At 61.7% G+C, this 19,866-nt stretch carries 16 protein-coding genes; 12 read left to right on the forward strand and 4 right to left on the reverse strand.

What is annotated here, in order from left to right; translation table 11 throughout:
• Positions 1-42 precede the first annotated feature (42 nt).
• The 3 genes from mscL to galE all read left to right on the forward strand — a co-directional run bounded on the left by mscL (position 43) and on the right by galE (position 3,076).
• Positions 43-468, forward strand: a complete 426-nt coding sequence (gene mscL / locus FHT28_RS27750; RefSeq protein ID WP_037203190.1) for a large conductance mechanosensitive channel protein MscL — start codon at positions 43-45, stop codon at positions 466-468.
• Positions 469-612: 144 nt separating this feature from the next.
• Positions 613-1,779 carry a pyridoxal phosphate-dependent aminotransferase gene (locus FHT28_RS27755; RefSeq protein WP_047641031.1) on the forward strand — a complete coding sequence of 389 codons (1,167 nt, stop codon included), beginning with the start codon at positions 613-615 and terminating at the stop codon, positions 1,777-1,779.
• 259 nt (positions 1,780-2,038) lie between these two features.
• Positions 2,039-3,076, forward strand: a complete 1,038-nt coding sequence (galE, locus tag FHT28_RS27760) for a UDP-glucose 4-epimerase GalE (RefSeq protein ID WP_168597967.1) — start codon at positions 2,039-2,041, stop codon at positions 3,074-3,076.
• A gap of 24 nt (positions 3,077-3,100) precedes the next feature.
• On the opposite strand, the gene FHT28_RS27765 is transcribed toward galE, so the two are convergent.
• Positions 3,101-4,027, reverse strand: a complete 927-nt coding sequence (locus FHT28_RS27765) for a LysR family transcriptional regulator (RefSeq protein WP_168597968.1) — start codon at positions 4,025-4,027, stop codon at positions 3,101-3,103.
• Between the two features lie 171 nt (positions 4,028-4,198).
• On the opposite strand from FHT28_RS27765, the gene FHT28_RS27770 reads away from it, so the two are divergent.
• The 8 genes from FHT28_RS27770 (at position 4,199) to mmsB (ending at position 12,641) form a co-directional block, all read left to right on the forward strand.
• The gene (locus FHT28_RS27770) at positions 4,199-5,407 is read left to right on the forward strand and encodes an ABC transporter substrate-binding protein (RefSeq protein WP_168597969.1); all 1,209 of its coding nucleotides are present in this window, start codon (positions 4,199-4,201) and stop codon (positions 5,405-5,407) included.
• A gap of 15 nt (positions 5,408-5,422) precedes the next feature.
• Entirely contained in the window at positions 5,423-6,205 is a 783-nt protein-coding gene (locus FHT28_RS27775; RefSeq protein ID WP_168597970.1) for an ABC transporter ATP-binding protein, read from the forward strand.
• A gap of 2 nt (positions 6,206-6,207) precedes the next feature.
• Positions 6,208-6,909, forward strand: coding sequence for an ABC transporter ATP-binding protein (locus FHT28_RS27780; protein WP_168597971.1), 702 nt, complete (start codon positions 6,208-6,210; stop codon positions 6,907-6,909).
• A 3-nt stretch (positions 6,910-6,912) separates the two neighbouring features.
• On the forward strand, positions 6,913-7,800 hold the full coding sequence (locus tag FHT28_RS27785) for a branched-chain amino acid ABC transporter permease (protein WP_037203202.1): 888 nt from the start codon (positions 6,913-6,915) through the stop codon (positions 7,798-7,800).
• Position 7,801: 1 nt separating this feature from the next.
• Entirely contained in the window at positions 7,802-8,785 is a 984-nt protein-coding gene (locus FHT28_RS27790) for a branched-chain amino acid ABC transporter permease (RefSeq protein WP_037203203.1), read from the forward strand.
• 162 nt (positions 8,786-8,947) lie between these two features.
• The gene (locus tag FHT28_RS27795) at positions 8,948-10,543 is read left to right on the forward strand and encodes a GMC family oxidoreductase N-terminal domain-containing protein (protein WP_168597972.1); all 1,596 of its coding nucleotides are present in this window, start codon (positions 8,948-8,950) and stop codon (positions 10,541-10,543) included.
• A 137-nt stretch (positions 10,544-10,680) separates the two neighbouring features.
• Positions 10,681-11,739: an enoyl-CoA hydratase/isomerase family protein gene (locus tag FHT28_RS27800; RefSeq protein WP_168597973.1), complete on the forward strand. Its 1,059-nt coding sequence runs from the start codon at positions 10,681-10,683 to the stop codon at positions 11,737-11,739.
• Positions 11,740-11,759: 20 nt separating this feature from the next.
• Positions 11,760-12,641 carry a 3-hydroxyisobutyrate dehydrogenase gene (gene mmsB, locus FHT28_RS27805; RefSeq protein ID WP_092575069.1) on the forward strand — a complete coding sequence of 294 codons (882 nt, stop codon included), beginning with the start codon at positions 11,760-11,762 and terminating at the stop codon, positions 12,639-12,641.
• A gap of 210 nt (positions 12,642-12,851) precedes the next feature.
• On the opposite strand, the gene FHT28_RS27810 is transcribed toward mmsB, so the two are convergent.
• A complete protein-coding gene (locus FHT28_RS27810) occupies positions 12,852-14,921 on the reverse strand; it encodes an ATP-dependent helicase (protein ID WP_168597974.1) in 2,070 nt (689 codons plus the stop codon).
• Positions 14,922-15,196: 275 nt separating this feature from the next.
• Here FHT28_RS27810 and FHT28_RS27815 point away from each other — a divergent pair, with 275 nt between their 5' ends.
• Entirely contained in the window at positions 15,197-16,069 is an 873-nt protein-coding gene (locus tag FHT28_RS27815; RefSeq protein ID WP_037203208.1) for an SMP-30/gluconolactonase/LRE family protein, read from the forward strand.
• Positions 16,070-16,789: 720 nt separating this feature from the next.
• On the opposite strand, the gene secD is transcribed toward FHT28_RS27815, so the two are convergent.
• The gene (gene secD, locus FHT28_RS27820) at positions 16,790-19,348 is read right to left on the reverse strand and encodes a protein translocase subunit SecD (protein ID WP_047556019.1); all 2,559 of its coding nucleotides are present in this window, start codon (positions 19,346-19,348) and stop codon (positions 16,790-16,792) included.
• A gap of 94 nt (positions 19,349-19,442) precedes the next feature.
• Positions 19,443-19,862 carry a hypothetical protein gene (locus tag FHT28_RS27825; RefSeq protein WP_037203211.1) on the reverse strand — a complete coding sequence of 140 codons (420 nt, stop codon included), beginning with the start codon at positions 19,860-19,862 and terminating at the stop codon, positions 19,443-19,445.
• Between the last annotated feature and the right edge of the window lie 4 nt (positions 19,863-19,866).

The following is a 19,866-nucleotide window of genomic DNA, read 5'->3' on the forward strand; positions in this document are numbered from 1 at the left end:
TATCTTTAGCGAATTCAACGGCAACGCGAAGGGGTCTGCTCAATGCTTAATGAATTCAAGGCATTTATCGCACGCGGCAATGTCATGGATCTCGCCGTCGGAGTGATCATCGGCGGTGCTTTCGGCGGCATCGTGAAATCGCTGGTTGACGATATCATCATGCCGGTCGTCGGTGCGATTTTCGGCGGCTTCGATTTCTCGAACTACTTCTTCGGTCTCTCCTCGGCGGTCAATGCGCCGACACTGGCGGCTGCCCGCGCCCAGGGTGCCGTTTTCGCCTACGGCAATTTCATCACCGTCCTCATCAACTTCCTCATCCTCGCCTGGATCATCTTCCTGATGGTCAAGGGCGTGAACACGTTGCGCAAGCAAGTCGAGCGCAAGGAAGAGAAGATCGCCGAGGCAGCGCCTCCGCCGGCGGATGTGCAGTTGCTCACCGAGATCCGCGACCTTCTCGCCAAGCGTTGAGGAGGTTCCGCGCCGCTGATTTTAAAGCCTCGGCCCGACAAGGGCCGGGGCTTTATTCATCACCAAAATCGATCGATCACTAAGGCAAAGTCATGGGATTTGCCCACCATTGTGCTCTATGAAGGCGAAAACCGGAGACTTTGCATGTCGATACTGAATAGCCTCAGCCCGCGTGCGCTTGCAGCACCCGAAAGCGGGATCGTCGAAGTTGTGAATTATGCCCGTGGCCGTGACGGCCTCCTGCCGCTCTGGGTCGGCGAGGGCGATCTGCCGACGCCGGATTTCATCAATCGCGCCGCCATGGCCTCGCTCAACGCCGGCGAAACCTTCTACACCTGGCAACGCGGCATTCCGGAACTGCGCCAGGCGCTCGCCGATTACTATGGCCGGCACTTCGGCACCTCCTTGCCGATGGAGCATTTCTACGTCACCGGCTCCGGCATGCAGGCGATCCAGCTTTCCGTACAGGCGATCACCTCGCCCGGCGACGAAATGGTCTATCTGACACCCGCCTGGCCGAATATCGCCGCCGCGCTGGAGATATCAGGCGCCCGCTCCGTCGATGTGCCGCTGCAGTTCGAGAATGGCAAATGGTCGCTCGATCTCGGGCGTCTCGAGGCTGCGATCACGCCGAAGACCAAGGGTCTTTTCATCAACACCCCATCAAACCCGACCGGCTGGACGGCAACGCATCAGGATCTTGCCGATATTCTGGCGCTGGCGCGAAAGCACGGTCTCTGGATCATGGCCGACGAAATCTACGCGCTCTACTATTATGCCGGCGGCCGCGCGCCGAGTTTCCTCGATATCAAGGAAGCCGACGACAAGATCCTCTTCGTCAATTCCTTCTCGAAGAACTGGTCGATGACCGGCTGGCGGGTCGGCTGGATCGTCGCGCCGGCCGAACTCGGCCAGGTAATCGAAAATCTCGTACAATATTCGACATCCGGCGTCGCGCAATTCATGCAGCGCGGCGCGGTCGCCGCCCTGAACGAGGGCGATGACTTCGTTCGCTCGAACATCGCCAAGGCCACCCGTTCTCGCGATATTCTCTGCGATGCCCTGATCGCCACCAATCGCGTGCAGACGCTGAAGCCGGATGGAGCGCTCTATTCCTTCCTCAAGATCGACGGCGTCACCGACAGCCGCGGAGCCGCCATCGACATCGTCGACAAGACCGGCGTTGGCCTCGCGCCCGGAACGGCTTTCGGGCAGGGCGGCGAACTCTTCCTGCGCGCCTGCTTCCTGCGCGACGCGGCTCAGGTCGCCGATGCCGCAGAGCGGTTGAGCCGGTATATTTTGAGTTTGTAACGAGAAGCATCTTCGCGATTGCCGCACCTCTGATACCCCCTCTGTCACGACAGTGACAGAGGGGGATGCGCATCCTCCTCGATATCGATACTTACCCGTCGTATAGCCAATCGATAAAATGCGACCGATCCCGCAAATCCCTACCTAACCATAGAAACAAACTTCCCCTTCCTACAGTCTGCTCAGCGCAGGCTTTTAATCAAATCGCACGAATACAACCCTCATATATCGCCGATACGACTTGGCGGGGACGCGAAGAATGACGGTGTTGGTGACGGGCGGAGCCGGATATATCGGCAGCCATATGGTCTGGAGATTGCTTGAAGCGGGCGAGGACGTGGTGGTCGTCGACCGCCTTTCGACCGGTTTTCGCTGGGCTGTTCCGCCCGCCGCCCGGTTCTATCTCGGCGACATGGCGGACGAAGCGCTGCTGCAGAAGATTTTCGCCGAAAACGACATAGACGCCATCATCCACTTTGCCGGTTCGGCCGTGGTGCCGATGTCGATCGAGGATCCTCTCGCCTATTACGAAAACAACACCGGCAAGACCCGCATCCTGATGAGCGCCGCCGTCAAGGCTGGCATCCGTCATTTCGTCTTTTCTTCCACCGCCGCCGTCTACGGTCCGCAGCCCGCGGAAAGGCCGGTCAGCGAAGGCGCACCATTGCGGCCTGAATCGCCCTATGGTCAATCCAAGCTCATGTCGGAGCTGATGCTGCGCGATGCCGCTGCGGCCTATGATTTCCGTTATGTCGCGCTGCGCTACTTCAACGTCGCCGGCGCCGACCCTAAGGGGCGGGCCGGCCAGTCGACCGAGGGTGCGACCCATCTCATCAAGGTTGCCTGCGAGGCGGCACTCGGCCGCCGCCATCAAGTGGATATCTATGGCACCGACTATCCGACGCATGACGGAACGGGCGTTCGCGACTACATCCATGTCAGCGATCTTGCGGACGCGCACCTCATGGCGCTGCGCCATCTGCGCAGCGGCGGCCGGCCGCTGGTCGCCAATTGCGGCTATGGCCTGGGCTATTCCGTGCTTGATGTGCTCAACATGGTCATGCGCGTCCATGGCCGTGCTTTCCGCATCCACATGGCGCCGCGCCGGCCGGGCGACACGGCCAGCGTCGTCGCCGATGCGACGCTCGCCCATCGGGAACTCGGCTGGGCGCCGAAATACAATTGCCTGGAAACGATCGTGCGCTCGTCGCTGGATTGGGAACTGCAGCTTGCGCAACGTTCAGGCTTCGATGCGGGCGGGCTCAAGAAGGTCTACGCTGCCCCGAGCATCCGGTAGCCCGGAGGACGGGAGCCGACCGCATCAGCTGTCAGCACGTCTCCAAGGTCCGAGAAAGGCCGGCGCATTCCGGCGCACGGCTTCCGTCAGAAAATCGATGACGGTGCGCACGCGCGGCGACTGGCGCAGATCGCGGTGGCAGGTGATCCAATAGTGGCGCTTGAGATCCACTTCCTGCGGCAGCACGACCTGCAGATCCGGATGCTTGCCGGCGATGAAAAACGGCAGCACGCAAAGCCCCAGCCCGTTCTTGGTCGCCGTCAGCTGCGCGAAGATGCTCGAGCTCTGGAATTGCGGCCTGATGCGCGGATGGACGTCGCCGAGATAGTCCAACCCCGGCGCGAAGATCATGTCCTCGATATAGCCGATGAAAGCGCAGTCGGGCAGGTCGTCGCGGCTCTCGATCGCTCGATGGCTGGCGAGATAGTCCCGCGATCCATAGACCTGAAGGTGATAGTCGGTCAGCTTCTCGGTGAAATAGGGGCCGGCCTTCGGCGGGTCGAGCACGACGACGATGTCGGCCTCCTTGCGCGAGAGCGACATGATCTGCTGGATGGTGATCAGCTCCAGCGAAATGGTCGGATGTTTAGCCGTGAATTCCGGCAGCACGCCGGTAAAGAAGAAATTCGAAAAGCCTTCCGGCGCGCTGATGCGCACTACACCGCGCTGCGCCGCCGATCCGGCGGAAAGATCCGTCCGAAGACGCTCGGTTTCCTGCTCCATGCGCTCCGCCGTGTCGATGAACCGCTGGCCCATGCCCGTCAGCATGTAGCCGCGCGGATTGCGCTCGAAGAGCTTGACCTTCAGGGCGAATTCCAGCCGGTCGATGCGGCGCGAAACGGTGGCGTGGCTGGTGCGCAACTGCCGGGCCGCGGTCGAAAGCTGCCCGGTTCGCGCCACGGCGAGGAAGAATTGCAGATCGTCCCAGGTAAAGTGCGGCGTGCCCTTCATGTTTCCCCCTTCTGTTCAAAAATGAACAGACCCTGTTTGGAATTAATTGCAATCGCGACTTGCGTCAACGCGCGATTTCCTTGATCCTGCACGTCTCGGAAAGTCGTTTGGAGGAAAGCGGCTGGCCAAATTTGAACAGATTCATTTTTGCCAAATCTCTGGGAGGAGAATATGCGAAAGAGTCTTATTGCATCCCTGGCACTTCTGCTTGCAAGCAGCACAGCGGCTTTCGCCGCCGGCGCGTCCGACGGTGTCGTCAAGATCGGCATCCTGAATGACCAGTCGGGCGTCTATGCCGATTTCGGCGGCAAGTCGTCTGTGGAGGCTGCAAAGATGGCCGTCGAGGATTTCGGCGGCAAGGTGCTCGGCGTGCCGATCGAGATCGTCGATGCCGACCATCAGAACAAGCCGGATATCGCTTCGAACATCGCCCGCCAGTGGTACGACCAGGACAAGGTCGACGCGATCATGGAGCTGACGACCTCGTCGGTGGCGCTTGCCGTGCAGGCCGTCGCCAAGGAGAAGAAGAAGATCGATATCGTCACCGGCGCTGCAACGACGGATCTGACAGGCAAGCAATGCTCGCCCTATGGCTTCCACTGGGCCTACGACACGCATGCTCTGGCCGTCGGCACCGGCGGCGCGCTGGTCAAGCAGGGCGGCGATACCTGGTTCTTCCTCACGGCCGACTACGCCTTCGGCTATTCGCTGGAGCAGCAGACCGGCGATTACGTCAAAGCAAGCGGCGGCAAGATTTTGGGTTCCGTTCGCCATCCGCTGTCGACGAATGATTTCTCATCCTTCCTTTTGCAGGCGCAATCGTCCGGCGCCAAGGTCATCGGCCTTGCCAATGCCGGCCTCGATACCTCCAACGCCATTAAGCAGGCCTCGGAATTCGGCATCACCCAGGGCGGCCAGCATCTGGCGGCACTTCTCTTCACGCTCGCCGAAGTCCACGGTCTTGGCCTGCAGGCGGCTCAAGGGTTGACGCTGACCGAGGGCTATTACTGGAACCTCGACAACAAGAGCCGCGAATTCGGCAAGCGCTTCTTCGCCCGCACCGGCAAGATGCCGAACATGATCCATGCCGGTACCTATTCCGCCGTCACGCAATATCTGAAGGCGGTGCAGAAGGCCGGCACTGACGATACCGAGGCCGTCGCCAAGGAACTGCATGAAATGCCGGTCGATGATTTCTTCGGCCGCGGCGGCACGGTCGGCGCCAACGGCCGCATGATCCACGACATGTATCTGCTCCAGGTCAAGAAGCCGGATGAGAGCAAGCAGCCGTGGGATTACTTCAACGTGCTGGCAACCATTCCTGGCAAGGAAGCCTATATCGATCCCGCCAAGAGTGGTTGCGATCTCGTCAAGCAATGAGGTTACGGCCGGCCGATGGCGATGTCAGCAATAGATCAGCATGAAGAGCCTCGGGTGGTCTTGTCCGCCCGGGGACTCCGCCGCGATTTCGGTGGTTTTACCGCCGTCAAGAATGTCGATCTCGATGTGCAGCATGCCCGCGTCCACGCGCTGATCGGCCCGAACGGCGCCGGCAAGACGACGGTGTTCAACCTGCTCACCAAGTTCCTGCAGCCCACCCACGGCACGATCACGCTGCTCGGCACCGATATTACCCGCGCGAGACCCGACAAGGTGGCGCGCATGGGCCTCGTGCGCTCCTTCCAGATTTCGGCTGTTTTCCCGCATCTGACCGTGCTCGACAATGTTCGTGTCGCCTTGCAGAGGACGAGCAATCTCGCCCATCAATTCTGGCGGCCGATCTCGGCGCTCGACAGCCTCAACGCCCGCGCCGAGCAGCTTCTCGCTTCCGTCGGACTTTCGAAGGAGCGGGATGCCGTTGCCGCCGATCTTTCCTATGGCCGCAAGCGCGTGCTGGAGATCGCGACGACCCTGGCGCTCGACCCGAAAGTGCTGCTGCTCGACGAGCCGATGGCCGGCATGGGGCTGGAGGATGTCAACACCGTCTCCGCCATCATCCGCGAGGTGGCGCGCGACAGGGCCGTGCTGATGGTGGAGCATAATCTCTCCGTCGTCGCCGATATCTGCCATCAGGTTACCGTGCTGCAGCGCGGCGAGATCCTGGCTCAGGGCGATTACGCCACGGTCAGCCGCGACCCGCGCGTCCGCGAAGCCTATATGGGCACGGAGGAGGCTTGAGGATGGCGGCGTTGCTCGAAGTCCAGGGGCTGAATGCCTGGTATGGCGAAAGCCACATCCTGCATGGCGTCGACATGCGGGTCGGCGAGGGCGAAACCGTCACCATCCTTGGCCGCAACGGCGTCGGCAAGACGACGACATTGCGCACCATCGTCGGCATCGTCCGCGCGCGCAAGGGCAGGATCGCCTTTGCCGGCGCCGACATGATGCAGGTGCCTTTGCACAAGACCGCCCACAAGGGCATCGGTTTCGTTCCGGAGGAACGCGGCATCTTTTCGACGCTCAGCGTCTATGAAAACCTGATGTTGCCGCCGGTCGTGGCATCAGGCGGGATGACGGTCGACGAGATTTTCGAACTGTTTCCCAATCTGCACGAGCGCCGCAACAGCGCCGGCACCAAGCTTTCCGGCGGTGAGCAACAGATGCTCGCCATGGCGCGCATCCTGCGCACCGGCGTTCGCATGTTGCTGCTCGACGAGCCCACGGAAGGCCTTGCGCCCGTCATCGTCCGGCGCATCGGCGAGGTCCTGCAGAAGCTCAAGGCGCGAGGGATGACCATATTGCTGGTCGAGCAGAACTTCCGTTTCGCCAGCCGCATCGCCGATCGCTTCTATGTGATGGATCACGGCCAGATGGTCTCGGAGTTTCCGGTCGGCGAACTGCCCGAGCGCATGGACATGCTGCACAAAGTGCTGGGGGTCTGAACCATGACGACGATATTCGGTATCCCCGCCCAGGCCCTTCTCGGGCAATTGCTGATCGGCCTCATCAACGGCTCCTTTTATGCGCTGCTGAGCCTGGGGCTCGCGATCATCTTCGGCATGCTGCGGGTGATCAATTTTGCTCACGGCGCGCTTTACATGCTCGGCGCCTTCACAGCCTATCTGCTGCTCGCCTATGCCGGGATCGGCTATTGGCCGGCCTTGATCGTGGCGCCGCTGATCGTCGGTCTGTTCGGTGCCCTCGTCGAGCGGCTATGCCTGCGCCAGCTTTACAACATCGATCCGCTCTACGGCCTGCTCTTCACTTTCGGCATGGCGCTGACCATCGAGGGCACGTTCCGCTATCTCTACGGCTCCTCAGGCCAGCCTTATGCGGTGCCGGCGGAACTGGCGGGTGCCAGGAACATCGGTTTCATGTTCCTGCCCGTCTATCGCGGCTGGGTGATCATCGCCTCTCTCATCGTCTGCATCGGCACCTGGCTGCTGATCGAGAAGACAAAGCTCGGCGCCTATCTGCGCGCGGCGACGGAAAATTCCGTGCTCGTCCAGGTCTTCGGCGTCAATGTGCCCGTGCTCCTGACGCTGACTTATGGTTTCGGTGTCGCACTTGCCGCCTTTGCCGGCGTGCTGGCGGCGCCGATCTATCAGGTCTCGCCGCTGATGGGATCGAACATGATCATCATCGTCTTTGCCGTGGTCGTCGTCGGCGGCATGGGGTCGATCATGGGCGCGATCGTGACAGGTTATATGCTCGGAATTGCAGAGGGCCTGACCAAGGTCTTCTATCCGGAAGCGTCGAATATCGTCATCTTCGTGATCATGGCGATCGTGCTGCTCATCAGGCCTGCGGGCCTCTTCGGTCGGGATGCGTGAGATGGTTGATCTGACCACATTGGGATCCAGGCGACACCAGAGGTTTTCGGCGCAGAAACTGCTGCTGGTTATCGGCGTCGTCGGGCTGATCTGGGCGCCGTTCTTCATCTACCCGATCTTCGTCATGAAGGTGCTTTGCTTCGCGCTTTTCGCCTGCGCCTTCAACCTGCTGCTCGGCTATGCAGGCCTGCTCTCCTTCGGTCATGCCACCTTCTTCGGCGGTGCCGCCTATTTCACCGCCTATGCGGTGAAGGAGTGGGGCGTGCCGCCGGAGCTCGGCATCCTCATCGGCGTCGCCGGCGCGGCGCTGCTCGGCCTGGTCATGGGCTTCGTCGCGATCCGACGGCAGGGCATCTACTTCGCCATGATCACGCTGGCGCTGTCCTACATGTTCTATTTCTTCTGCCTCCAGGCCGCGTTTACCCATGGCGAGGACGGCATTCAGTCCGTGCCGCGCGGCTATCTCTTCGGCATCCTCGATCTCAACAACTCCTTCAACATGTATTATTTCGTCCTCGCCGTGTTCCTGATCGGCGTTCTGATCATCTGGCGCTTCATCAATTCGCCTTTCGGCATGATCCTGAAGTCGATCCGCGAGAATGAGCAGCGGGCGATCTCGCTCGGCTATTCCGTCGCGCACTACAAGCTCGGCGCCTTCGTCATGTCGGCGGCGCTGGCGGGGCTCGCCGGAGCGGTCAAGGCGCTGGTCTTCCAGTTCGCGACGCTCACCGACGTCGCATGGCAGATGTCGGGCGAAGTGATCCTGATGACCCTGCTCGGCGGCATAGGCACGCTGATCGGCCCGCTCTTCGGCGCGGGATTCGTAGCGACCCTGGAAAACTACCTCGCGACGTCGGAATTCCCCGTCACCATCATCACCGGCATCGTCTTCATGGTCTGTGTCCTGCTCTTCCGCCGTGGCGTCATCGGCGAATTCTATGCGTCGCGGCTGGGACGGAAGCTGGGATTTGAATATCGGCGTTGATTGGTTGCCTTTCCTTCTCCCCGTTCGCGGGGAGAAGGTGCCCGAAGGGCGAATGAGGGGCTATTTCGAGATTGATCCGCAAGCCGGGATTTGCCGAACCTTCATGCCCCTCACCCTAACCCTCTCCCTGCACGCGGGAGAGGGAATGACTGAGTTTTGAACATGGATCGCTTCGACTACATCATCATCGGTGCCGGCAGTGCTGGCTGCCTGCTTGCCAACCGGCTCTCGGCCGATCCCAACAATCGGGTGCTGCTGCTGGAGGCGGGCGGCAATGACAACTACCACTGGATCCATATTCCCGTCGGCTATCTCTACTGCATTAACAATCCCCGCACCGACTGGTGCTTCACCACGACGCCCGAGGCGGGGCTGAACGGTCGCTCGCTGAACTATCCGCGCGGCAAGGTGCTTGGCGGCTGCTCCTCCATCAACGGCATGATCTACATGCGCGGCCAGGCGCGCGACTATGATCTCTGGCGGCAGCTCGGCTGCACCGGCTGGGGCTGGGAAGACGTGCTGCCCTATTTCACCAAGTCCGAGGATCATTACAGGGGCAAGGACGAGATGCACGGCGCCGGCGGCGAATGGCGGGTGGAGAAGGCGCGTGTGCGCTGGGCCGTGCTCGACGCCTTCCAGGCGGCAGCCCGCGAGGCAGGCATCCCCGAAACGGCCGATTTCAACCGTGGCAACAACGAGGGTTCCGGCTATTTCGACGTCAACCAGCGTTCCGGTATCCGCTGGAATACGGCGAAGGCCTTCCTGCGGCCGGCAATGAAGCGAGGCAATCTGACGGTCTACACCAAGGCCCAGGTGCGGCGCCTCGTCATCGAGGGTGATGCCGTGATCGGCGTCGAGTTCCAGCACGATGGCGTGGCGAAGCGCGTCTACGCAAGCAAGGAGACGGTGCTGTCGGCCGGCTCCATCGGCTCGCCGCAGATCCTCGAACTGTCAGGCATCGGGCAGGGCGATGTGTTGAGCAAGGCCGGCATCGAGGTCGTCCGCGAGGTCAAGTCCGTCGGCGAAAACCTGCAGGATCACTTGCAGCTTCGCATGGCTTACAAGGTGACCGGCGTTCCCACCTTGAACGAGAAGGCGACGAAGCTCATGGGCAAGGCGGCGATCGGCCTCGAATATCTCATCCGCCGCTCCGGGCCGATGGCGATGGCGCCGAGTCAGCTCGGCATCTTCACCCGCTCCGGGCCGGACAAGGAAACGCCGGATCTGCAATATCACGTGCAGCCGGTCTCGCTCGACAAGTTCGGCGATCCCGTCCATCCTTTTCCGGCGATCACCGCCAGCGTCTGCAACCTGAGGCCGGAAAGCCGAGGCTCGGTGCATGTCAGCGGCCCCGATTTTGCCATGCAGCCGGCAATCAGCCCGAATTATCTCTCCGCATCGCGCGACCGGGAGATCGCCGTGCGCTCCATCCGCCTGACGCGGCGGATCGTGGCGCAGCCGTCCTTCGCGAGATTCAGTCCGGAGGAGTTCAAGCCCGGCCCGTCCTATCAGACCGATGCTGATCTCGAGCGCGCCGCCGGCGACATCGGCACGACGATTTTCCATCCCGTCGGCACATGCCGCATGGGTAGCGATCCGCAAAGCGTCGTAGATCCCCGTCTGCGGCTGCGCGCCCTTGCAGGGCTGCGCATCGCGGATGCGTCGATCATGCCGTCGATCACATCGGGCAACACCAACTCGCCGACGATCATGATCGCCGAAAAGGCGGCTGAGATGATCCTTGCCGACAACCGCTGAACACCTGTTGACGAGAGCAAGTCCAGGAAAAGTGCGCAGCAGTTTTCCGTCCGGAGTTGCGATAAGACAAAGAACCGGAACAGTTCGGCATTTCCGTGAAACGCGAACCGTTCTGGCGGCAAGGACAGGAGATTTGCATGGATAGCACGGACGAAGTGATCATCGAGCGACGCGGATCGGCTGGCATCATCCGGCTCAACCGGCCGAAGGCGCTGAACAGCCTGACGCTGCCTATGGTGCGGACGATAACCTCGGCCCTTGAGGAGTTCGCCATCGATCCCGCCATCGCCGCCGTCATCGTCAAGGGCGAGGGCGAGCGTGGTTTCTGCGCGGGCGGCGATATCCGCCTGCTGCACCAGAGCGGCAAGGAGGGTTCGGACGGCGCGGAAACCTTTTGGCGCGAGGAATTCCGGCTCAATCATGCCATTTCACGCTATCCCAAACCCTATGTCGTGCTTATGGACGGCATCACCATGGGCGGCGGCGTCGGCCTTTCGGCGCATGGCAGCCATCGCATCGTTACCGAGCGCACGCGCCTTGCCATGCCTGAAACAGGCATCGGCTATTTCCCCGATGTCGGCGCCACATGGCTCTTGCCGCGCGCGCCGGGCGAAGCCGGCACCTGGCTGGGCCTGACCGGCCTTGCCGTCGACGCCGCCGACGCGCTGCACGCGGGGTTTACGGATCATTGCGTTGCCTCCTCGGCGCTTCCTGTATTGATAGATGCGATCGCGGCGCTGCCTGCCTCGGCCTCCGCCGCCGATGTGCATGCCCTGATCAAGACCATGGCAACGGATGCCGGCGAGAGCCGCCTTGCGGCAAATCGTGACGTGATCGATCGCGCCTTTGCAGGGGATACGGTCGAGGAGATTCTACAGGTGCTGGCCAAAGAATCGGGGGAATTCGCCGCCGAAAGCGCCGGCGTGATTGCCGGCCGCTCGCCGACCAGCCTGAAGCTGACGCTGCGGCTGCTGCGCGCCGGGCGTACGAGCGCAGATCTCGCCGAGTGCCTCAATCGTGAACTCGGCGCCTGCCTGGGCATATTGTATAATCATGACTTCTACGAAGGCGTCCGTGCCGCCGTCATCGACAAGGACCGCAACCCGAAATGGTCGCCGGCCAGTCTTGCCGAGGTGAGGTCCAGCGATATCGACCGCTTCTTCGTACCGGCGCAGCCGCCGCTTTTCGCAGCATAACGGATCATGGGAGGAAAATCATGACACGGATCGCATTCATCGGCCTCGGCAATATGGGAGGCCCGATGGCCGCCAATCTGGTCAAGGCCGGCCACGCCGTCATCGGTTACGATCTCTCGCATGACATGCTCAAGGCCGCCGAGGCAACGGGAGTCAAACCTGCGAACGTGCTGACCGAAGCCTTGGCGGAGGCTGAGGTGGTGGTGACCATGCTGCCGAAAGGTCAGCATGTCCTTACGGTCTGGACCGATATCCTGCGCTCCGTGCCGAAGGGTACCCTGCTGATCGACAGTTCCACCATCGATGTCGATAGTGCCCGCAAGGCTCACGTCATGGCAGGTGAGGTTGGTTGCCTATCGCTTGACGCGCCGGTCTCGGGCGGCACGGGTGGCGCCTCGGCGGGAACGCTGACCTTCATGGCGGGTGGCTCCCCGGAAAGTTTTGCGGCCGCCAAGCCATTGCTGGAGGTGATGGGCCGCAAGATCGTCCATTGCGGCGATGCCGGCGCCGGACAGGCGGCGAAAATCTGCAACAATATGATCCTCGGCATTTCCATGATCGGCGTCTGCGAGGCCTTCGTGCTCGGCGAAAAGCTCGGCCTTTCGCATCAGGCCCTGTTCGATGTCGCCTCGACCTCCTCCGGCCAATGCTGGTCGATCAACACCTATTGCCCGGTGCCAGGCCCCGTGCCGACATCGCCGGCCAATAACGACTATAAGCCCGGGTTCTCGGCAGCCTTGATGCTGAAGGACCTGCGCCTGTCGCAGGAGGCGGCGCTGTCGAGCGGTGCATCGACGCCGCTAGGCGCGGAAGCGGCGCAGCTCTACGCGCTGTTTGAAAAGCTCGGCAATGGGGGGCGTGATTTTTCCGCGATCATCGAGATGTTTCGGGAAGCTGGTTGAGTATAACCGGTAACAGTCCAGTGAGTTGAAAGCCCGGATTGCCCCTCACCCCGGCCCTCACCCCGCTCGCGGGGAGAGGGGGATTATGTCCCATGCTACTTCAACCGGACTGAGAGCAGGCTGTTTTACGCTATAGTTCCCTCTCCCAGCGAGCCGGGCGAGGGCGAGGGGCTCTTTGCCGAGCAACAGCCTCAAAGAATGAGCTTGAACTCACCGCCACATGCCGCGCATGCGCGCGCCGACATCGACGCGCACCTGCCGGGCTCGAATGGCGGCAGGGCTTTCCGCCCGCGCCTGTGGCCAGCCGCAGACTTCGAAGAATTGCAGCAATGTCGCCGGGATGAAGCGCGTGCGCGAGGCAAAGACATGCCTGTCGCCCTGCGCATGCTGGCCATGAATGAAGAACCGTTGCGGCGTGACGAGATCGAGATTGTCCTTGGCCCGCGTCATCGCGACATAGAGCAGGCGCCGCTCCTCCTCGATCTCGGCGGATGATCCGACGGCGAGATCGGCGGGGATGCAGCCGTCGACGGCATTGAGGATGAAGACCTTTGTCCACTCCTGCCCCTTGGCGGAATGGATGGTCGACAGGATCAGATAGTCTTCGTCGAGCAGCGGCACGCCGGCCTGGTCGCTGGTGGCATCCGGCGGATCGAGCGTCAGTTCGGTCAGAAAACGCTCGCGCGAACCATAGCCGGCGGCAATCTGCTCAAGCTGGACGAGATCCGCCTGGCGCGTCGCGGCATCCTCGTGCGCCCGCTCCAGATGCGGTTCATACCATTGCCGCACCAGCCCGATTTCCGCCGGCCAGCCGGCCTTGCCGCTCTTCACGTCTCGCATCGTCTCGACAAAGACGGTCCAGTCATCGCCCGTGCGCGGCGGCGTCGGAAGCTCGGCGAGGGCGGCGATCGGATTGGCATGTTCGCCGATCTGGTCGAGCACGCGCTGCGCCGTGGAGGGGCCGACGCCGGGCAGAAGCTGCATCAGCCTGAAGCCCGCCACCCGGTCACGCGGGTTCTGGGCGAAACGCAGCGCGGCCAGCATGTCCTTGACATGGGCGCTATCGAGAAACTTCAGCCCGCCGAATTTGACGAAGGGGATATTGCGGCGGGTAAGCTCCACTTCCAGCGGCCCGCTATGACTTGAGGTGCGGAACAGCACCGCCTGCTGTTTGAGCCTGGTGCCGCCCTCGCGATTTTCCAGCACTTCATCGGCGACATAACGCGCCTGATCGCTTTCGTCGCGCACCGTCACCAGTCGCGGTCGCTCGACGCTTTGCCGTTCCGTGCGCAGATTCTTGGTGAAGCGCTCGGAAGCAAGATCGATGACAGCATTGGCGGCGGCGAGGATTGGCTGCGTCGAGCGGTAATTGCGGTCGAGCGTCACGATATCGGCAGCGGGCGTGAAGGCTTTCGGGAAGTCGAGGATGTTGCGCACCGTCGCCGCGCGGAAGGAGTAGATCGATTGCGCATCGTCACCGACAACGGTCAGGCCGCGGCCATCCGGTTTCAGCGCCAGCAGGATCGACGATTGCAGCCGGTTGGTATCCTGGTATTCGTCGACGAGCACATGGTCGAAACGACCGCCGATATCCTCGGCGATCAGCGGCTCTTGAAGCATATGCGCCCAGTAGAGCAGCAGATCGTCGTAATCGAGCACATTCTGCGCCTGTTTCGCCTCGACATAGGCGGCGAAGAGATCGCGCAATTGTTGTTCCCAGGTCGCGCACCATGGGAAGAAGTCGCGCAGCATCTCTGCGAGCGGCGCTTCCGAATTGACGGAGCGTGAATAGATGGCAAGGCATGTCGCCTTGGTCGGAAAGCGGCTTTCGAGCTTGGAAAAGCCGAGGTCGTGGCGCGCGAGGTTCATGAGGTCGGCGCTGTCTTCCCGGTCGTGGATCGTGAAGGCCGGATCGAGCCCGATCTGCTCGGCATAATCTCGCAGAAGACGTGCGCCGATGCCGTGAAACGTGCCGCTCCAGGCGAGCGCATCGGCTGTAATACCCGCATTGGCACCGATCACCTCGCGGCAGATTCGCTCGACACGGCGGCCCATTTCGGCGGCGGCACGGCGCGAGAAGGTCATCAGCAGGATCCGGCGTGGGTCCGCGCCCTTGACGATCAGATGCGCAACACGATGAGCAAGCGTATTGGTCTTGCCGGATCCGGCCCCGGCGATGACAAGCAGTGGCCCTGCGACGTGGCCGTCGCCGGCCGTTGTACCGTGCTCCACCGCCAGTCGCTGCTCCGGGTTCAGCTTTTCCAGATAGGCCGCGCTCATGAACTCTCCTGAATGCCTCGGATGAAGGGCGCGCCAGGCGCAAATCGGCGACGAATCGAATCGGCGAAATGATCCGGACGTTCTATGGATGTTCCGAATTGCCTAAACCTGTCAAGATTTGTGGGATTCGCTGGGGATGTGATCTTTTGCGCAAGAATCCTACCCGGATTTGGTCAGGCATGGCTCGAAAAGGACTATCCTCATGCTTATGTATCATTATGGCGCGCATCTTGAGTTTTGGGTTTCAGCAGTGCGTTGAGTGAAGGTTTCAGAATATGAACGAAACGATCGCCACTGGGCTGCATCTGCCGGGCGGACTGGTGGCTTTGCCGGATGGGCGCATCGCGCTCGTTGAGATGGATCATACCCGCCGCGGTCTGAAGCTTTTCGACACTAGCGGTGCGCATCGAGAAGTTTGTCGGATCGGTGGTCGTCCGACCGGGATTGCGATCGACGGCGATGGCTGCTTCTGGATAACCGACGGCCCAGAGCATTCCCTCGTCAGGCTCTCGCCGCAGGGCCGGGTGCTGCAGGTGATCGAAGGTGGCGCTGACGGCTCGTTTCTCCATCCGAACGATCTCGCTTTCGGGCCTGACGGCTTGCTTTACATGACCGATTCGGGCATCCGCACCGCCGATCTGCTCGAAGGCGGCCATATTCATCCGGATTTCTTCAAGGCGGCCTACAATGGCTGCGTCTATCAGATCGATCCCGCCGAAGGCCGCGTCATCAGGGTCTTGGCCGCGGGCTTGCTCCTTGCCAATGGCATCGCCTTCAGCGCCGACGGGCTGCTCTATTACAGCGAGACCCTGACCGGAAAAATTCATCGGCAGATCGTCGGCGGGCGGCAGGAGATGTTCGCGCAGTCGATGACATCGCCCACCGTCAACGCGTTGCGCGGGCCGGCCGGCATCGCTTTCGATCGCAGCGGCGTGCTCTATTGCGCCATGTACGGATTGGGCGAAATTTCGCTTGTCGATACCGAGGGCAGGATGGCGGGCCATATCCGCACGAACGGCGCGCGGCCCGGCAAGATTGCCTTTACTGTCGACGGCAAGCATTTGCTCGTCAGCGAGCAGGACAATGGTGCTGTGGAAAAGATAACGGCGCCGCGACCCGGGCTGCCATTGCATATGCCGTCCATCTAGAGACTCGATCTCCCGCCATATCCGTAGTCATGAAGCGATGAAAGGAAAGTTGCCGGGGTCTGGTTGGGAGAACCACGTGCTTATCACACATCACACAAATTTCCTCGCGTGATCCGTCTCCGCAATCCTGCTTGGCGCAGTTCTTGTCGCTTCTCCTGCTCTCGCCAACAATGGCAATGGCAATGGCGCTGGCAACGGCAATGGCAATGGCAGTGGCAGTAGCCATGCAAATAGCAAAAACGCCGACAATTCCGCTCAGGACGCATCGGCGAGCGATGCTTCGACGTCAAAAGCCAAATCGGCGAGTAGCCTTGGTGCTTTGAACGGCTTCATGCACGCCTCGCCCAAAGCTTTGGCACATGCCTCCGCCAAATCGGAAATCGGCAGGGTTGCTGTCGTCTATGGTGGCCTCCTGCAGAATTACCTGTCACCGCAGCAGGGTACCACGCCCCATCGGCCCGCCGGAGCCGGCGAGAGCGCTTCCATATCCACTGTCGATATGATTGCTGAAGCGGCTCTTGTGTCCGCGAAATCATGTCCGTGATCGACCGGACTTCTCCGGAAAAGACTTAGAGCGGCTAGGCGTTTCACTGAATCGCTTAACCGCTCTATGTTTTTGCTTTGCGCAATTCCGGACGGAAAGAACGCCCCGGTGTCCAGTGTGGACGCCAGTGGACATGCCCGGAGGCCGGGCATGTCCTGTTCCAATCGCGCTGCCGCTTATTCCGCGGCGGGGACCTGCTTATTATCCTTGCCGGACTTGCCGTCCGCCGGCTTCTCGTCGTTGGCAACTGTCTTGGCGTGACGGCGGCGCCAGTCGCCGAGGAAGAGCAGGATGGGTGCTGCGATGAAGATCGACGAGGCGCCAGCGACAAGTATGCCGAACACCATCGGGATCGCGAAGCTGGAGACGGCGCTGCCGCCCCAGATCGCCATCGGCACCAGCGCCAGGAAGGCGGTGGCGTTGGTATAGAGGCTTCGCGCCAGGGTCTCGTTGATCGACTTGTCGATGATCTCGCGCAGCGGCATCGACTTGTAGAGCCGCATGTTTTCACGCATACGGTCATAGACCACGACCTTGTCGTTCACCGAATATCCTACAAGCGTCAGGATCGCGGCGATGGCCGTGAGGTTGAAATCGAGGCCGGTGATCGCGAAGAAGCCGATCGCCTTGGTGACGTCGAGCACCAGCGTGACGATGGCGCCGACCGCGAACGGCCATTCGAACCGCACCCAGATGTAGACGAGCATCGCCAGGCTGGCGATCACGACCGACAGGATGCCGGCCCAGGCAAGCTCGCCCGAGACCTTCGGACCGATGACATCGGTGCCTTCAATGGTCGCGGCTGGGTCGATCTTGGTGATTTCCGCCTTGAGCTTGGTCACCGCTGCTGTCTGTGCCTCTTCGCCGCCGTCCTGGCGCTGGGCGCGGACAAGGATGCTGTTGTTGTCGCCGAAAGACTGCAGTGAGATTTCGCCGAGGCCGAGTGTGTTCAGCCCCTGGCGGAACGTCGACAAGTCGGCCGCGTCCTTGGTCTTGACCGACATCTGGATGCCGCCGCGGAAATCGACGCCGTAGTTGAGGCCTGGATGGATGAATAGCACCACCGAGGCGATCGACAGGATCGCCGAGACGGTGACGCCAAAGAAGCGGGCCTTCATGAAGTGAATGTGCCTGTCATAGGGGCTGAAGGGGATCAGCGGCCTGATGTTGAGCACCTTCAGCTTGCGGCGACGGGTGATGGCGATCATCACGACGCGCACGAAGGCGACGGAGGTGAACATCGAGATAATGAGGCCGAGCCCCATGGTCACGGCAAAGCCGCGAACCGGGCCGGAGCCAAAGTAGAACAGGATGGCGGCCGCGATCAGGGCCGTCATATTGCCGTCGATAATCGTCGAATAAGCCTTCTTGAAGCCGTTATCGATAGCGGCGAAGGCGCCGCGGCCCTTGCGGGTTTCTTCGCGGATACGCTCGTTGATGAGAACGTTGGCATCAACCGCAAGGCCGATACCGAGGACGATGCCGGCGATGCCGGGCAGCGTCAGCGTGGCGCCGACCAGCGTCAGGGCCGAGAAGGTCAGGATCGTGTGAACGAGCAGTGCAAAATTCGCGAGAATGCCCCAGGCGCCATAAAGCACGAAGATGAAGGCGGCAACCAGGACGAAGCCTACCAGGCCGCTATAGATGCCCTTCTGGATCGCATCGGCGCCGAGGTCAGCGCCGACGGTGCGTTCTTCGATGACGGTCAATTTGGCCGGGAGCGCGCCGGCGCGCAGCAGGGCTGCGAGCGTGGTAGCGCTGTCGGCGGTGAAGTTGCCGGAGATCTGGCCCGAACCTCCGGTGATCGGCTCACGAATATTCGGGGCACTCAGCACCTTGTTGTCAAGGACGATGGCGAAAGGCTTGCCGACATTTTCGCGGGTGATTTCGGCAAAGCGGTTGGCACCGGCGCTGTCGAAACGGAAGGTGACGAGCGGCTCATGCGTGTTCGGATCGAAGCTCACGCGGGCGTCCGTCAGGCGGTCGCCGGACAGTTCGATACGGTCGAGGACCGGATAGCTGTTGCCCTGCTCATCCTTGAGGATCGTGACGCCGGGACCGGGATTGTTCGGATCGGCATTGTCGGCAAGCAGGTGGAAGGACATCTTCGCGGTCGAGCCGAGCAGCTCGCGCAGGCGCGACGGGTCCTGTGCGCCCGGAAGCTGCACGAGAACGCGGTTCGGGCCGACGCGCTGGATGGTCGGTTCGGCAACGCCCACCTGGTCGACGCGCTTGCGGATGACTTCAAGGCTCTGCTGGACGGCGGAATCGACATTGCTGGCGATACCGGCCTGCGAGAAGGACATAGTGATCGTGCCGCCGTTCGGGGCGATCGTCAGGTCGGACTGGCCGGCGGAGAGGCCCGAGGTGACCGTGTTGGCAAGCGTCTGCAACTGCGTAACCGCATCGCCGCTTTGCGTGGGATCGGTGAGTGTTACGACGACCTGGTTGCCGTTGCGGATGATCGAGCGGGTCTGGATGTTCTTGTCGCGCAGAACGCGGCGCGAATCCTGCTGCAGCGATTGCAGCCGGCCATTAGTCAGATCCTTCTCGTCGACTTCGAGGACGAGATAGGAGCCGCCGCGAAGGTCGAGGCCGAGCGGTACCTGGCTATGCGGCAGCCAGTTTGGGATTTTGCTGAGAGCCGACTGCGGAAGTACGTTCGGCAAGGCAACGAGAATGCCAAGCACGATGATCACCGAGTAGAGTGCCACCAGCCATGGTGAAGTGCGCATGGGTATTATCCTTGGAAATACGCTGATGCCAGCGGTGATGCCGCTGGCGGACGTAGGTCATGTCGGGGAATGCGCCAAAGGGCGCGTTAACCGGTCAGATGAGGCCGACCGGCGGGGCGCGCGCGAGATAGGCGCGAAATGCCAGGATTTCAGGCTGCGTGACGTCATTGCGATCGCGCGGCTGCCAGAGATCGATGAGAAGTCGGAACGATGGAGCGGTCGCGAGCGTCGCGGGCCCAATATCATGCCAGGTGGCTTTCGGCAGAGCCGTGCGATCGGCGACCACCATGCCGCGAACCGGGTCCCGCAGCGAAAGGTAAAGGGGTTGATTGTCCTTACCGGAAGAAAGCGCGTCTGCATCCGAGCGAGCGGCAAGGTTGATGCCGCCGCCAAGCGCCAGCCCGAGATAAGCGAAGAAGGCGAGGAACAGCGAGGCGATCACGCGCGCTCCGGCGCGGTGCGTCCTGTTGTCCTTATCTTCGCTGTCGGCGGCGCCGAATTCGAGCGGGTTCAACGGT

Source organism: Rhizobium sp. SG570 (genome assembly GCF_012275345.1).
GTDB classification, from domain to species: Bacteria; Pseudomonadota; Alphaproteobacteria; order Rhizobiales; family Rhizobiaceae; genus Rhizobium; species Rhizobium lusitanum.

Bases quoted from the DNA above. Each gene is read 5' to 3' on its own strand.
- mscL (WP_037203190.1), top strand. From the start codon at position 43: ATGCTTAATGAATTCAAGGCATTTATCGCACGCGGCAATGTCATGGAT.
- FHT28_RS27755 (WP_047641031.1), top strand. From the start codon at position 613: ATGTCGATACTGAATAGCCTCAGCCCGCGTGCGCTTGCAGCACCCGAA.
- galE (WP_168597967.1), top strand. From the start codon at position 2,039: ATGACGGTGTTGGTGACGGGCGGAGCCGGATATATCGGCAGCCATATG.
- FHT28_RS27765 (WP_168597968.1), bottom strand. From the start codon at position 4,027: ATGAAGGGCACGCCGCACTTTACCTGGGACGATCTGCAATTCTTCCTC.
- FHT28_RS27770 (WP_168597969.1), top strand. From the start codon at position 4,199: ATGCGAAAGAGTCTTATTGCATCCCTGGCACTTCTGCTTGCAAGCAGC.
- FHT28_RS27775 (WP_168597970.1), top strand. From the start codon at position 5,423: ATGGCGATGTCAGCAATAGATCAGCATGAAGAGCCTCGGGTGGTCTTG.
- FHT28_RS27780 (WP_168597971.1), top strand. From the start codon at position 6,208: ATGGCGGCGTTGCTCGAAGTCCAGGGGCTGAATGCCTGGTATGGCGAA.
- FHT28_RS27785 (WP_037203202.1), top strand. From the start codon at position 6,913: ATGACGACGATATTCGGTATCCCCGCCCAGGCCCTTCTCGGGCAATTG.
- FHT28_RS27790 (WP_037203203.1), top strand. From the start codon at position 7,802: ATGGTTGATCTGACCACATTGGGATCCAGGCGACACCAGAGGTTTTCG.
- FHT28_RS27795 (WP_168597972.1), top strand. From the start codon at position 8,948: ATGGATCGCTTCGACTACATCATCATCGGTGCCGGCAGTGCTGGCTGC.
- FHT28_RS27800 (WP_168597973.1), top strand. From the start codon at position 10,681: ATGGATAGCACGGACGAAGTGATCATCGAGCGACGCGGATCGGCTGGC.
- mmsB (WP_092575069.1), top strand. From the start codon at position 11,760: ATGACACGGATCGCATTCATCGGCCTCGGCAATATGGGAGGCCCGATG.
- FHT28_RS27810 (WP_168597974.1), bottom strand. From the start codon at position 14,921: ATGAGCGCGGCCTATCTGGAAAAGCTGAACCCGGAGCAGCGACTGGCG.
- FHT28_RS27815 (WP_037203208.1), top strand. From the start codon at position 15,197: ATGAACGAAACGATCGCCACTGGGCTGCATCTGCCGGGCGGACTGGTG.
- secD (WP_047556019.1), bottom strand. From the start codon at position 19,348: ATGCGCACTTCACCATGGCTGGTGGCACTCTACTCGGTGATCATCGTG.